The 14350-nt window shown below is 57.2% G+C and carries 11 protein-coding genes; 3 read left to right on the forward strand and 8 right to left on the reverse strand.

Annotated elements, in window-relative coordinates; all coding sequences use genetic code 11:
• Positions 1-21: 21 nt before the first annotated feature.
• Entirely contained in the window at positions 22-198 is a 177-nt protein-coding gene (locus tag H7A77_RS00135) for a YciY family protein (protein WP_025159792.1), read from the reverse strand.
• Positions 199-440: 242 nt separating this feature from the next.
• Between H7A77_RS00135 and cls the strand changes: the two genes are divergently transcribed.
• Both cls and H7A77_RS00145 read left to right on the forward strand, forming a co-directional pair.
• A complete protein-coding gene (cls, locus tag H7A77_RS00140; protein WP_182073662.1) occupies positions 441-1901 on the forward strand; it encodes a cardiolipin synthase in 1461 nt (486 codons plus the stop codon).
• Positions 1902-1957: 56 nt separating this feature from the next.
• Positions 1958-2281: an HI1450 family dsDNA-mimic protein gene (locus tag H7A77_RS00145; RefSeq protein WP_004932139.1), complete on the forward strand. Its 324-nt coding sequence runs from the start codon at positions 1958-1960 to the stop codon at positions 2279-2281.
• A 73-nt stretch (positions 2282-2354) separates the two neighbouring features.
• Here H7A77_RS00145 and oppF read toward each other — a convergent pair whose 3' ends face one another.
• The 7 genes from oppF to H7A77_RS00180 all read right to left on the reverse strand — a co-directional run bounded on the left by oppF (position 2355) and on the right by H7A77_RS00180 (position 11072).
• Complete coding sequence (oppF, locus tag H7A77_RS00150; RefSeq protein ID WP_019452737.1) at positions 2355-3356, reverse strand: murein tripeptide/oligopeptide ABC transporter ATP binding protein OppF; 1002 nt, start codon at positions 3354-3356, stop codon at positions 2355-2357.
• Positions 3353-4369, reverse strand: coding sequence for an ABC transporter ATP-binding protein (locus tag H7A77_RS00155; protein WP_047574933.1), 1017 nt, complete (start codon positions 4367-4369; stop codon positions 3353-3355). Before H7A77_RS00155 ends, oppF begins: the two co-directional genes overlap by 4 nt.
• Positions 4370-4380: 11 nt before the next feature.
• The gene (gene oppC, locus H7A77_RS00160) at positions 4381-5289 is read right to left on the reverse strand and encodes an oligopeptide ABC transporter permease OppC (RefSeq protein ID WP_182073663.1); all 909 of its coding nucleotides are present in this window, start codon (positions 5287-5289) and stop codon (positions 4381-4383) included.
• Between the two features lie 14 nt (positions 5290-5303).
• Complete coding sequence (oppB, locus tag H7A77_RS00165) at positions 5304-6224, reverse strand: oligopeptide ABC transporter permease OppB (protein WP_182073664.1); 921 nt, start codon at positions 6222-6224, stop codon at positions 5304-5306.
• An 83-nt stretch (positions 6225-6307) separates the two neighbouring features.
• Entirely contained in the window at positions 6308-7945 is a 1638-nt protein-coding gene (oppA, locus tag H7A77_RS00170) for an oligopeptide ABC transporter substrate-binding protein OppA (RefSeq protein ID WP_033643298.1), read from the reverse strand.
• A gap of 149 nt (positions 7946-8094) precedes the next feature.
• Entirely contained in the window at positions 8095-9732 is a 1638-nt protein-coding gene (locus H7A77_RS00175; RefSeq protein ID WP_182073665.1) for an ABC transporter substrate-binding protein, read from the reverse strand.
• Between the two features lie 695 nt (positions 9733-10427).
• Entirely contained in the window at positions 10428-11072 is a 645-nt protein-coding gene (locus H7A77_RS00180; protein ID WP_015378089.1) for a YchE family NAAT transporter, read from the reverse strand.
• Positions 11073-11601: 529 nt separating this feature from the next.
• Here H7A77_RS00180 and adhE point away from each other — a divergent pair.
• On the forward strand, positions 11602-14274 hold the full coding sequence (adhE, locus tag H7A77_RS00185; protein ID WP_182073666.1) for a bifunctional acetaldehyde-CoA/alcohol dehydrogenase: 2673 nt from the start codon (positions 11602-11604) through the stop codon (positions 14272-14274).
• Positions 14275-14350 lie beyond the last annotated feature (76 nt).

The following is a 14350-nucleotide window of genomic DNA, read 5'->3' on the forward strand; positions in this document are numbered from 1 at the left end:
CCTCACGGGACTGTTTTCGTTTTACCACTCGCAGGATACCGCAAACAGCAGCGCGCGCCGATGCTGATCGTCCAGGCGACGGCGCACCCGGATAATATGGCGATTGCTGCAAGACTGGCGCTCCAGCCAACGATGCCGACGGCGTTGGCTCTGCCGCAACATTCGCCAACGGCCCACTTCATTTCTACTGCGTCTCATAATTCCGTCACTCGTTCGTCTAATGCCAACCGCGGGCATTATAGCCCTTTCAGCCCGCGATCCAAGTCGCCGTTATCGGCGACATCGCAGGCGCCGCGCCGCTAAAAGCCGCCCTTTCGGTTTCGGCAAGTGCCTTAACTTCATCATATTTATGTAACATAAGCGCCGATAAAAGGTTTCGCCTTGACCGATCTGTGCGTACACTCATCATTGGTGGTTTGCGAACGGGATTTTTCGCCTTTATGACAACATTTTATACCGTAATCAGTTGGCTCATGGTGTTCGGCTACTGGCTGCTGATCGCCGGCGTGACGATGCGCATTTTGATGAAACGCCGTGCGGTTCCCTCTGCCATGGCCTGGTTGCTGGTTATCTATATTCTGCCGCTGTTCGGCATCGTCGCCTATTTATCGTTCGGCGAGCTGCATCTGGGCAAGCGCCGGGCCGAGCGCGCCAAGGCCATGTGGCCGTCGACCGCGCGCTGGCTGAAAGAGCTGAAAGAGAGTCGCCGCATCTTCGCCACCGAATACAGTAAAGTCGCCGAACCGCTGTTCCAGCTGTGCAACCGCCGCCAGGACATCGACGGCGTCAAGGGCAACCAGCTGCAGTTGCTCACCACCACCGACGACACGCTGAAAGCGCTGATCCGCGACATCGAGCTGGCGCGCCACAACATCGAAATGGTGTTCTATATCTGGCAGCCCGGCGGCCTGGTCGATCAGGTGGCCGAATCGCTGATGGCCGCCGCGCGGCGCGGCGTACACTGCCGTCTGATGCTGGACTCCGCCGGCAGCCTGCAATTTTTCCGCAGCCCCTACCCGGCGATGATGCGCAACGCCGGCATCGAAGTGGTCGAAGCGCTGAAGGTCAACCTGCTGCGCGTATTCCTGCGCCGCATGGATCTGCGTCAGCACCGCAAGGTGGTGCTGATCGACAACTACATCGCCTATACCGGCAGCATGAACATGGTCGATCCACGCTATTTCAAACAGGATGCGGGCGTCGGTCAATGGATCGATCTGATGGCGCGCATGGAAGGCCCGGTGGCCACCACCATGGGCATCGTCTATGCCTGCGACTGGGAAATTGAAACCGGCAAGCGCATTTTGCCGCCGCCGCCGGACGTCAACATCATGCCGTTCGAGCAGGAAAGCGGCCACACCATTCAGGTGATCGCCTCCGGCCCCGGCTTCCCCGAGGAAATGATCCACCAGGCGCTGCTGACCGCGGTTTATTCCGCGCGCGAACAGCTGATCATGACCACGCCGTACTTCGTGCCGAGCGACGATCTGCTGCACGCCATCTGCACCGCCGCTCTGCGCGGCGTCGAGGTCAGCATCATCGTGCCGCGCGACAACGATTCGATGATGGTGCGCTGGGCCAGCCGGGCGTTCTTCTCCGAGCTGCTGGAAGCCGGCGTGAAAATCTATCAGTTCGAAGGCGGCCTGCTGCATACCAAGAGCGTGCTGGTCGACGGCCAGCTCAGCCTGGTCGGCACCGTCAATCTGGATATGCGCAGCCTGTGGCTGAATTTCGAAATCACCCTGGTGATCGACGACGACGGCTTCGGCAGCGATCTGGCCTGCGTGCAGGAAGATTACATCGCTCGCTCCAAGCTGCTGAACGCCAAAGAGTGGCTGAAGCGGCCGTTCTGGCACCGCCTGGTCGAGCGCCTGTTCTACTTTTTCAGCCCGTTGCTGTAAAAGCCGCGGCGAGCGTGCTTTAATAGCGCCAAATCATTTGTTATCAGGATTTTTTTATGGATTTGAATAACCGCCTTACCGAAGACGAAACGCTGGAACAGGCCTACGACATCTTCCTCGAATTGGCCGGCGACAATCTGGATCCGGCGGATATTCTGCTGTTCAATCTGCAGTTTGAAGAGCGCGGCGGCGCAGAACTGTACGACCCCTCCGAAGACTGGAGCGAGCACGTGGATTACGACCTGAACCCGGACTTCTTCGCCGAAGTGGTGATCGGTCTGGCGGACAGCGACGGCGAGCCGATCAACGACGTGTTCGCCCGCGTGCTGATCTGCCGCGAGAAAGACCACAAGCTGTGCCACATTCTGTGGAAAGAGTGATTCACTGCTAACGTTTCGGATAAAAAAAGCCCCGCTGAATAAGCGGGGCTTTTTGTTGCCGGCTAGCGGCGCATTACAGCGGATCGACCTTCAGGCACGAAACCGCATGGCGGAAACTGCCCTCCAGCAGCGGGCGCGTCTTGGCGCACTCCGGCCCGGCGATCGGGCAGCGGGTGCGGAACACGCAGCCGGACGGCGGGTTGATCGGCGAAGGCAGCTCCCCTTCCAACAGCTGGATCTGCTTTTCCTTCTCCTTGTCCGGATCCGGAATAGGCACCGCCGACATCAGCGCCTTGGTGTAAGGGTGCTGCGGATTGTGGTACACCTCGTCATAGGTGCCCAGCTCCACCGCATGGCCCAGATACATCACCAGCACGCGATCGGAAATGTGCTTCACCACCGCCAAATCGTGGGCGATAAAGATCAATGACAGCCCCATTTCGCGCTGCAGCTGCTGCAGCAGGTTCACCACCTGCGCCTGAATCGACACGTCCAACGCGGAGACCGGCTCGTCGCAGATCACCAGCTTCGGTTCGAGGATCAGCGCGCGCGCGATGCCGATACGCTGGCACTGGCCGCCGGAGAACTCGTGCGGATAACGGTTGATCAGATTAGGCAGCAGGCCGACCTTCAGCATCATCGCCTTGACCTTGTCCTTCACTTCCTGACGCGGCATTTTCGGGTAGTAGGTGCGCAGCGGCTCGGCGATGATTTCGCCGATGGTCATGCGCGGGTTGAGCGAAGCCAGCGGATCCTGGAAGATCATCTGGATATCGCTGCGGGTTTTGCGCCAGTCGGCGTCGCTCATGCCCAGCAGATCTTTACCCAGCCAGGCGACGCGCCCGCTGGTGGCCTTCACCAGGCCGATGATGGCGCGCGCGAAGGTGGATTTGCCGCAGCCGGATTCGCCGACCACGCCCAGGGTTTCCCCTTCGAACAGCCGCAGCGTAACGCCGTCGACCGCCTTCAGGGTTTTCGGCGGCTGCCAGAACCACTGCTTGTCGTCATGAATGTCGAAATGCACTTTCAGATCGGCCACTTCGAGCAGCACTTTCTTGTCGGTTACCGCTGTCATACCAACGCCTCCACCGGTTTAAAGCAGGCGCGCAGGCGCCCTTCCCCAAATTGCTCCAACGGTGGAGCGCTCGCGCACTGTTCCATGGCGTACGGGCAGCGCGGCTGGAACGGGCAGCCTTTCGGCAACCGCAGCAGGTTCGGCGGGTTGCCGGGAATGGTCAGCAACGCCTCGCCTTCGGCGTCGAGACGCGGCACCGCGTTCAACAGACCGATGGAGTACGGGTGGCTCGGCTGGTAGAACACCTCGCGCGCGCTGCCGTATTCCATGGTACGCCCGGCGTACATCACCAGCACCTTGTTGCAGATGCCGGCCACCACGCCCAGATCGTGGGTGATCATGATGATGGCGGTGTTGAACTCGCGTTTCAGCTCGTTGAGCAACGTCATGATCTGCGCCTGGACGGTCACGTCCAGCGCGGTGGTCGGTTCATCGGCGATCAGCAGCTTCGGCCGGCACAGCAGCGCCATGGCGATCATCACGCGCTGGCGCATGCCGCCGGAAAACTCGTGCGGGTACATGCGCATGCGCTTGCGCGCTTCCGGCATTTTCACCGCGTCGAGCATGCGTACCGACTCTTCGAAGGCTTCGCTTTTACTCATTTTCTTATGCAGCATCAGCACTTCCATCAGCTGTTCGCCAACGCGCATATAAGGGTTCAGCGAGGTCATCGGGTCCTGGAAGATCATCGAGATTTCCTCGGCCCGCAGCTTGTTGAGCTGATTTTCCGGCAGGTTGAGGATTTCACGGCCGTTGAATTTGGCCGAGCCGCCGATGCGGCCATTGCTGGCCAGCAGCCCCATCAGGGCGAACGCGGTCTGCGATTTGCCGGAGCCGGATTCACCGACGATGCCCAGCGTTTCACCGGCGCGCAGATCGAAGTTCAGATCGTTCACCGCCGTCACGTCGCCGTCCGGGGTGGAAAACGTGACGCGCAGGTCTTTCACGTCCAGCAGCGGCGACGCTTTGACGCCAGCGGCGGTTTGCAGTTGAGGATGTTCAATGGTGCTCATGGTTGCACTCCTTAACGATCTTTCGGGTCGAGGGCGTCACGCAGGCCATCGCCGATAAAGTTGAAACAGAACAGAGTGACGACCAGGAAACCCGCCGGGAACAGCAGCAACCACGGTGAAACTTCCATTGAGTTGGCGCCGTCGCTGAGCAATGCGCCCCAGCTGCTCAACGGTTCCTGCGTGCCCAGCCCCAGGAAGCTGAGGAAGGATTCGAACAGGATCATGCTCGGCACCAGCAGCGAGGCATACACCACCACCACGCCGAGCACGTTAGGCACGATATGCCGCAGCACGATGTTGCGCGTGGAGACGCCGCACACCAGCGCCGCTTCGATGAACTCCTTGCGCTTCAGGCCAAGGGTTTGCCCGCGCACGATACGCGCCATATCCAGCCACGACACCATGCCGATCGCCACGAAGATCAGCAGGATATTCTGACCAAAGAAGGTCACCAGCAGGATAACGAAGAACATGAACGGGAAGGAGTTGAGGATCTCCAGCAGGCGCATCATCACCGAGTCGACCTTACCGCCCAGATAGCCGGACATCGCGCCGTACAGGGTGCCCACCACTACCGCCACCAGCGCGGCGGCCACGCCGACCATCAGCGAGATGCGCCCGCCGATCGCCACGCGCACCAGCAGATCACGCCCGGAGGAGTCGGTGCCGAAGTAGTGCCCCGATTCCATGCTCGGCGCGGCGGACATCATCGCCCAATCGGTATCGTCGTAGGCAAATTGCGACAGCATCGGCGCCAGCACCACAAACAGCGTGATCAGCGCCAGAATGAACAGGCTGCCGACCGCCGCGCGGTTGTGCATAAAGCGCCGACGCGCGTCTTGCCACAGGCTGCGCCTTTCCACTTCCAGCTTCTCGCTGAAGTGCTCCAGAGCTTCGCTGTTCTTTTTAGTCAACATCATTCGCGTGCTCCAGATTAATAACGGATTTTCGGATCGATGACCGCATACAGCACATCGACGATCGCGTTGAACAGAATGGTCAGAGCGCCCACCAGAATGGTCAGGCTCAGCACCAGGGAGTAGTCGCGGTTCAGCGCGCCGTTAACGAACAGCTGGCCGATCCCCGGCAGACCGTAGATGGTTTCGATCACCATCGAGCCGGTGATGATCCCGACGAACGCCGGGCCCATGTAGGACAGTACCGGCAGCAGCGCCGGCTTCAGCGCGTGGCGGAAAATGATGCGGCGCATCGGCAAACCTTTGGCGCGCGCGGTGCGAATGAAGTTGGAGTGCAACACTTCAATCATCGAGCCGCGCGTGATACGGGCGATGCTGGCGATATAGGCCAGCGACAGCGCCACCATCGGCAAGATGATGAACTTAGGCGCGCCGCCGTTCCAGCCGCCGCCCGGCAGCCATTTCAACGTAATCGCGAAGATCAGCACCAAGAGCGGCGCCACCACGAAACTGGGTATCACCACCCCGGTCATGGCGAACCCCATCACCGTATAGTCCCATTTGGTGTTTTGATTCAACGCCGCGATCACGCCGGCGCTAACGCCCAGCACCACCGCCAACAGAAACGCGGCCAGACCGAGCTTGGCGGACACCGGGAAAGAACTGGCCACCAAATCGTTGACCGAATAGTCCTTGTATTTAAAGGACGGGCCGTAGTCTCCCTGCGCAAGCTGCGCCAGATAATGACCGTACTGTTTCCAGATCGGGTCGTTCAAATGGTATTTGGCTTCGATATTCGCCATGACTTCCGGCGGTAATGCGCGTTCCCCGGTAAATGGACTGCCGGGCGCGAGGCGCATCATGAAGAATGAGATGGTAATAAGGATAAATAGTGTCGGGATCGCTTCCAACAAGCGACGAAGTATAAATTTCAGCATTGCCCTAACCCTGTGCGACAGCCTGATGACGGCTTATTATTCTCAACATGGGCCGGCGGCCTGCGCCGCCGGCTCTTACCGTATCAATGCTTGATGATGTACAGGTTTTTGTCGTACACGTTATCAAGCGGGTCTTTGCCGGTGTAGCCACCGACGTAAGGTTTCACCAAACGGGCGTTCACGTAGTAATACAGCGGAACGATGGCGGAATCTTTATCCAGCTGAACTTCCGCTTTCTGATACAGATCGGCGCGCTCGTCTTTGGTCTTCGCGGTCAACACGTTGGCCATCAGCTTGTCGAACTCGGCGCTCTTGTAGTGCGGGGTGTTACTGCTGCTGTCGGACAGCATCATGTTCAGGAACGAACTCGGTTCGTTGTAGTCGGCGCACCAGCCGGCGCGCGATACGTCATAGGTGCCCTGATGGCGGGTATCCAGGAAGGTTTTCCACTCCTGGTTCACCAGCTTCACGTCCACGCCCAGGTTTTTCTTCCAGATGGAGGCGGCGGCGATCGCCAGCTTCTTGTGCAAGTCGGAGGTGTTGTACAGCAGGGAGAAGGTCAGCGGTTTACCCGGGCCGTAGCCGGCGTCCGCCAGCAGTTTCTTCGCCACTTCGTTGCGTTTTTCCTGCGTCCAGCCGAACCACTCCGGCGGGGTCAGCTTGGCGCCGTCGGTGTATGGCGGCGTAAAGCTGTAGGCCGGCAGATCGCCCTGGTTTTTCACCTTGTTGACGATAATGTCGCGGTCCATGCCCAGCTTCAGCGCTTCACGCACGCGCGCATCGGTGAACGGCGCCTTCTGGTTGTTGATTTCGTAGTAATAGGTGCACAGATAAGGATCGACGTGCACCTCTTTCGGGATCTCTTTCTTCAGCTTCTGGAACAGTTCGATCGGCATGTTGTTGTAGGTCATGTCGATTTCACCGGTGCGGTAGCGGTTAACGTCGGTCACTTCCGACGAAATAGGCAGGAACGTCACTTTATTGATGATGGTTTTGGCGTTATCCCAGTATTCCGGGTTACGTTCCAGTACGATGCGTTCGTTGACAACCCAGTCTTTCAGTTTGTAGGCGCCGTTGCTGACGTAGTTGGCCGGCAGCGTCCACTTCTCGCCAAACTTCTCTACCGCGTCCTTATAGACCGGTTTCATGGCGTAGTGCGGGGTCATTTCAACCAGATAAGGCACCGGCTCGCTCAGGGTCACCTGGAAGGTGTGGTCGTCGATGGCCTTCACGCCCAGCGTCGACTTGTCTTTTTTACCGGCGATGATGTCATCGACATTTTCTACGTGGGCGTACTGCAGGTAGCTGGCGTAAGGCGACGCGGTTTTCGGATCCACCACGCGCTGCCAGCTGTAAACGAAATCTTGCGCCGTCACCGGCTTGCCGTTGGACCATTTGGCGTCTTTACGCAGGTGGAAGGTCCAGACTTTGAAATCCTTGTTATCCCAGCTTTCCGCGACGCCCGGCACGATGGAACCGTCCGGGCTGTTGTTCGCCAGGCCTTCCATCAGATCGCGGGTCACGTTGTTTTCCGGCACGCCCTCGATTTTATGCGGGTCAAGCGACTGCACTTCGGAACCGTTGTTTTTGACGATTTCTTGCTTGTCGGCCAGTTGCACGCCTGCAGGAACGTCGGCCGCGAAGGCGGAGGTGGTTGCTGTGATGCCGAGCGCGGCGATGACGCCGGCGGCAATGAGGGTTTTCTTCGTGATGTTGGTCATACTTATCGACTCCAGTTTTTTATTATCACAGGCTCTTCGTGGAACCTGCGTTGCCCGTAAGCGGACTCTGTTTTCCCGCCGCTGCGGAACGAATGCGGCGGCGGGCCTTCCCCATATTCCCCTGCGGTTCAGCGTGAGGAATACCCCTTTTACTGCTTGATGATGTACAGATTTTTAACGTCGGTATAGTCCAGCGGATCTTTGCCGGTGAACCCGCCTACCGTCGGTTTGATCAAACGCGCGCTGACGCGGTAATACACCGGAATCAATGCGGAGTCTTTGTCCAACTGCGTTTCCGCCTGTTGGTAGAGCGCGGCGCGCGCGGCTTCATCCGGCGCCTTCAGCGTGGCGGCCATGATGGCGTCGAACGCCGGGCTCTTGTAAAACACGGTGTTGATGCTGCTGTTGGACAGCACCAGGTTCAGGAAGGCGCTCGGCTCGTTGTAATCCCCGCACCAGGTGGCGCGCGCCACGTCGTACTGCCCCTGATGGCGGCTTTCCAGCGAGGTCTTCCACTCCTGGTTGCGCAGCGTGACGTCGGCGCCGAGGTTCTTCTTCCACATCGATGCGGCGGCGATCGCCTGCTGTTTGTTTTGATCGGAGGTGTTGTACAGCAGCGAGAACTTCAGCGGCTTGGCGGCGCTGTAACCCGCTTCCGCCAGCAGTTTTTTGGCTTCGGCGTTGCGTTGCTCCTGGCTCCAGCCGGCCCACGCGGGCTGCGTGAAGTTGGCGCCTTCGGTGAAGGTCGGCGTGAAGCTGTAGGCCGGGATCTGCCCCTGGCCCATGATTTTGTTGGCGATAATGTCGCGATCCAGCGTCATCTTCACCGCCGCACGCACCCGCGGATCGGTGAACGGCGCCCGCTGGTTATTGAGTTCGTAATAGAAAGTGCACAGATAAGGGTTAACGTGCAGTTGCTCGGGCACTTCGCGCTTCATTTTGACGTACAGGTACGGCGGAATGGCGCTGTTGGTGATATCGATCTCGCCGCTGCGGAAGCGATTGACGTCGCTGACTTCAGAAGCGATCGGCAGGAAGGTCGCCTGGTTGATCACCGTCTGCTTGTTATTCCAGTAGCTCGGGCTGCGCTCCAGCACAATGCGCTCGTTCACCACCCACTCTTTCAGGCGGTAAGCGCCGTTGCCGACATAGTTAGCGGGCAGCGTCCATTTATCGCCGAATTTCTCCACCACTGCGCGTTTGACCGGTTTGAGCGACGTGTGGCTCAGCATGCTGATGAAATACGGCACCGGTTCGCTCAGGGTCACCTGCAGCGTTTGATCGTCCAGCGCCTTGACGCCGAGAGTCTGCGGGCTCTTTTTGCCGGTCAGGATGTCGTCGATATTCTCGACTTTGGTGTACTGCAGGTAACTGGCGTAGGGAGAAGCGATCTTCGGATCGGCCAGGCGCTGCCAACTGTAGACGAAGTCTTGCGCGGTGACCGGGCTGCCGTCGCTCCATACCGCGCCGGGGCGCAGGTGGAAGGTCCACTGCCGATAATCCTGGTGTTCCCAGCTCGCCGCCGCCGCCGGTACCACATGCCCGTTGGCGTCGGTGCTCACCAGCCCTTCCAGCAGGTTAAGAATGATATTGCTTTCGGGCACGCCCTCGACCTTGTGCGGATCCAATGAAGCCACTTCGCTGCCGTTGTTGATGATAATATTCTGCTGCTGCGCCAATTGGACGCCGGCCGGAACCTCTGCCGCCAAACTGCTATTTACGGCAATGACGCTCAACGCGCCGCTAATCAACAAGGTCAAAGAAGTGCGCTTCAGGGTTTGCTGCATAATCGAGGCTCCTTTTCACCGACAAGCATCGCTTATCGAAGTTTGTGAAGTGTTTATAAGAATTCTAAATAAACGGATACCAGCAAAAATCATTCCCGTTTTTATGGCGCATTTCAGTTAATTGACCACGGGAAAGTTGCTCGGAAATTAGCAGAAGCCAAATTCCATAGCCAATAAATTTTACAAAAATGTTAAGCAATTCTCTTTTATCGCACCAAGCCCGATCCAGCCCTTGTGATGAAGGGCAAAGGAAAACATGAAAACAACCTTGATTTTAAAGGAGAAAACTCAAAATTAGTTTCATTTGAAACTGTCGACGCAATCCCATTGCCGCACAAAGAAACATTCAGTTAACAAACCAGCCATTCAAAGAACAAACACCTGCCTACAGGCGGTTAATCACTAATAACACCTGGATGAAAGTGAGACAAGCCCCACAGAATGATGTGATTAATTTAACAACAGCTTTACCGTTTAACGAGGAGAAAACGCGCGGAAATGGGGAAAGAAAAGTGTCTGAAATAACGCTTAGCCTTTTTTTTAAGCAGCAACATGAGATTTATGCAACATAAGAGTGCAATGGCATAAATTTTATTCATCTTGTGCACTATAATAATGCGAACCAATAAATAATTTAACTTTTAAAATTAATTTTAGCCGCGCTCAAGGTCAGAGGCGCGGCCAAGCGAGAGCGATTACAGCAGGCCGGGGAATATCGCCTTAATGCCGGTAACGATAAATTCGATCCCGAGCGCCATCAGCAACAGGCCCATGATACGGGTAATCACGTTGATGCCGGTCTGCCCAAGCAAACGCACCAACAGCGGCGCGGCGCGGAACAATAACCAGCAGCAAAAAGCGAATAAGGCGATCGCCACCGTAAAGCCGAGCAGGCTTTGCCAATTGTGATAACGGGAACTCCACACGATGGTGGAACTGATCGCCCCCGGCCCCGCCATCAACGGCAGCGCTAACGGCACCACGCCGATGCTTTCGCGGATCGCGCTCTCCGATTTCTCCTGTTTGTTCTGCTTATCTTCACCCAGCTTGCCGCTGATCATCGACATGGCGATGGTCACCACCAAAATACCGCCAGCGATGCGGAACGAATCGATGGAGATGCCGAACATCCGCAATATCCCTTCACCCAGGAACAGCGATGTCCATAGAATGATGGCAACCGACAGGTTGGCGGTCAGGTTGGTTTTATTGCGCCCCGCTTCCGCCTGGTAACTGGTCATACTGATAAACACCGGCAAGATGCCCACCGGGTTGACCAGCGCAAACAGACCGACAAAGAACTTGATAAAGCCGGAAAGATCCAACAGAGATTGGCCCACAGATGGCTCCGCGTTAATTGCTGTAAAGGTGTGCTGACTATGCGCGCTAATGTAATGGAATTGCCGCGGGTAATCCATCCGGCCAGAGCAGCATTTTTGACTACCAGCAAGTTAGGCAACAAAACAAATGCCCTTTGTTAAAGTAATGTATGGCCTTTTGATTTTTTATGTTGAAAAAAGAGTCACCGATCACAGTTATTGAGAATCACTCTCAAAAACACCAAGCTGAAAGGTGTCAGCTTGCACTTTTCATGATTTAGATCACAAATCAACTACCCAACAGTGGGTAAGCTCTTAGTCGTAGTCAGGGAGTAGAACAAAGTAGGCCGCGGCATCGCCGGTTCCGTTCTCCTCACTGCCTGCCCCTCCGGTTGGCGTAGGGTAAAGCTCTTTAAGCAAATCAGCAGCATGCGAAGAAATAACGCGGGAAGACCCCGGTATTCTCATCACCGCTTATCCCCGTTACGACTATACTAGTGGCTCGCACGGCTTATTTACTGAAAGAGTTTAACATTATCAGGAGAGCATTATGGCTGTAACGAATGTCGCTGAACTGAACGAGCTTGTCGCACGTGTCAAAAAAGCCCAGCGCGAATATGCCAACTTCACTCAAGAGCAAGTGGATAAAATCTTCCGCGCTGCCGCCCTCGCCGCTGCTGATGCCCGTATCCCGTTGGCCAAAATGGCCGTGGAAGAATCCGGAATGGGTATCGTCGAAGACAAAGTGATCAAAAACCACTTCGCTTCCGAGTACATCTACAACGCCTATAAAGATGAAAAAACCTGTGGCATCCTGTCTGAAGATGACACTTTCGGTACCATCACCATCGCCGAACCTATCGGCCTGATTTGCGGTATCGTTCCTACCACCAACCCAACTTCTACCGCGATCTTCAAAGCGCTGATCAGCCTGAAAACCCGCAACGGCATCATCTTCTCGCCGCACCCGCGTGCGAAGAATGCCACCAACAAAGCCGCCGACATCGTGCTGCAAGCCGCTATCGCCGCCGGCGCGCCGAAAGACATCATCGGTTGGATCGACCAACCTACCGTCGAGCTGTCCAACCAGCTGATGCACCACCCTGACATCAACCTGATCCTGGCCACCGGTGGCCCGGGCATGGTGAAAGCCGCCTACAGCTCCGGCAAACCGGCAATCGGCGTAGGCGCCGGTAACACGCCGGTCGTGGTGGACGAGACCGCAGACATCAAACGCGTGGTCGCCTCTATCCTGATGTCCAAAACCTTCGACAGCGGCGTTATCTGCGCTTCCGAACAGTCGGTCATCGTCGTTGATTCTATCTATGATGCGGTACGCGAGCGCTTCGCTTCCCACGGCGGCTATCTGCTGCAGGGCAAAGAACTGAAGGCGGTGCAAGACATCATCCTGAAAAACGGCGGCCTGAACGCGGCCATCGTCGGGCAATCCGCGCCGAAAATCGCCGAGATGGCGGGCATTAAAGTGCCGGCCAACACCAAAGTGCTGATCGGCGAAGTGAAGCTGGTCGACGAGTCCGAACCTTTCGCCCATGAAAAACTGTCGCCAACGCTGGCGATGTACCGCGCCAAAGACTTCGAAGACGCCGTCGCCAAAGCCGAAAAATTGGTCGCCATGGGCGGTATCGGCCACACCTCTTGCCTGTATACCGACCAGGATAACCAAACGGCTCGCATCGCCTACTTCGGCGATAAAATGAAAACGGCTCGCATCCTGATCAACACCCCGGCTTCTCAGGGCGGTATCGGCGACCTGTATAACTTCAAACTCGCGCCTTCGCTGACGCTGGGTTGCGGTTCCTGGGGTGGTAACTCCATCTCTGAAAACGTCGGACCTAAGCACTTGATCAACAAGAAAACTGTAGCGAAGCGAGCAGAAAACATGTTGTGGCATAAACTTCCGAAATCGATCTACTTCCGCCGTGGCTCGCTGCCAATCGCGCTGGAAGAAGTGGCGACCGACGGGGCGAAACGCGCCTTCATCGTGACCGACCGTTTCCTGTTCAACAACGGCTATGCTGACCAGATCACCAAGGTTCTCAAGTCACACGGCATCGAAACCGAAGTGTTCTTCGAAGTGGAAGCCGATCCGACGCTGAGCATCGTGCGTAAAGGCGCCGAGCAGATGAACTCCTTCAAACCGGACGTCATCATCGCGCTGGGCGGCGGTTCGCCGATGGACGCCGCGAAAATCATGTGGGTGCTGTACGAACATCCTGAAACCCACTTCGAGGATCTGGCGCTGCGCTTCATGGACATCCGCAAGCGTATCTACAAGTTCCCGAAAATGGGCGTCAAAGCGAAGATGATCGCCATCACCACGACGTCAGGCACCGGTTCGGAAGTCACGCCATTCGCCGTCGTGACCGACGACGCCACCGGGCAGAAATACCCGCTGGCCGACTATGCGCTGACCCCGGACATGGCGATTGTCGACGCCAACCTGGTGATGAACATGCCGAAATCCCTGTGCGCCTTCGGCGGCCTGGATGCGGTGACCCACGCGCTGGAAGCCTACGTGTCGGTGCTGGCGAACGAATACTCTGACGGCCAGGCGCTGCAAGCGTTGAAACTGTTGAAAGAGTATCTGCCGGCCAGCTATAAAGAAGGCGCGAAGAACCCGGTTGCCCGTGAACGCGTGCACAACGCCGCCACCATCGCCGGTATCGCTTTCGCCAACGCCTTCCTCGGGGTTTGTCACTCCATGGCGCACAAACTGGGTTCGGAGTTCCACATTCCGCACGGCCTGGCGAACGCGATGCTGATTTCCAACGTCATTCGTTACAACGCGAACGACAACCCAACCAAGCAGACGGCCTTCAGCCAGTACGACCGCCCTCAGGCGCGCCGCCGCTACGCTGAAATCGCCGACCACCTCGGCCTGAGCGCGCCGGGCGACCGCACCGCGCAGAAGATTGAGAAGTTGCTGGCCTGGCTGGACGAGCTGAAAACCGAGTTGGGCATCCCAGCTTCCATCCGTGAGGCGGGTGTGCAGGAAGCCGACTTCCTGGCGAAAGTCGACAAGCTGTCGGAAGACGCTTTCGACGACCAATGCACCGGCGCCAACCCACGCTATCCGCTGATTGCCGAACTCAAGCAAATCATGCTGGATACCTTCTATGGCCGCGAGTTCAGCGAAACGGTGGAAGAGGAAGCGGCTGCACCGGTCGCAGCCAAAACCGCAGTAAACAAGCCCAAGAAATAACGGTTCCGTGAACCGATGAAAAAACCCGCCGAATGGCGGGTTTTTTATTGCGCCTGGCGCGCGGTTTTTCTTATCC

The organism is Serratia sp. ME47 (genome assembly GCF_903970925.1).
Classification (GTDB): Bacteria; Pseudomonadota; Gammaproteobacteria; order Enterobacterales; family Enterobacteriaceae; genus Serratia; species Serratia ureilytica.

Bases quoted from the DNA above. Each gene is read 5' to 3' on its own strand.
- H7A77_RS00135 (WP_025159792.1), bottom strand. From the start codon at position 198: ATGAGACGCAGTAGAAATGAAGTGGGCCGTTGGCGAATGTTGCGGCAG.
- cls (WP_182073662.1), top strand. From the start codon at position 441: ATGACAACATTTTATACCGTAATCAGTTGGCTCATGGTGTTCGGCTAC.
- H7A77_RS00145 (WP_004932139.1), top strand. From the start codon at position 1,958: ATGGATTTGAATAACCGCCTTACCGAAGACGAAACGCTGGAACAGGCC.
- oppF (WP_019452737.1), bottom strand. From the start codon at position 3,356: ATGACAGCGGTAACCGACAAGAAAGTGCTGCTCGAAGTGGCCGATCTG.
- H7A77_RS00155 (WP_047574933.1), bottom strand. From the start codon at position 4,369: ATGAGCACCATTGAACATCCTCAACTGCAAACCGCCGCTGGCGTCAAA.
- oppC (WP_182073663.1), bottom strand. From the start codon at position 5,289: ATGATGTTGACTAAAAAGAACAGCGAAGCTCTGGAGCACTTCAGCGAG.
- oppB (WP_182073664.1), bottom strand. From the start codon at position 6,224: ATGCTGAAATTTATACTTCGTCGCTTGTTGGAAGCGATCCCGACACTA.
- oppA (WP_033643298.1), bottom strand. From the start codon at position 7,945: ATGACCAACATCACGAAGAAAACCCTCATTGCCGCCGGCGTCATCGCC.
- H7A77_RS00175 (WP_182073665.1), bottom strand. From the start codon at position 9,732: ATGCAGCAAACCCTGAAGCGCACTTCTTTGACCTTGTTGATTAGCGGC.
- adhE (WP_182073666.1), top strand. From the start codon at position 11,602: ATGGCTGTAACGAATGTCGCTGAACTGAACGAGCTTGTCGCACGTGTC.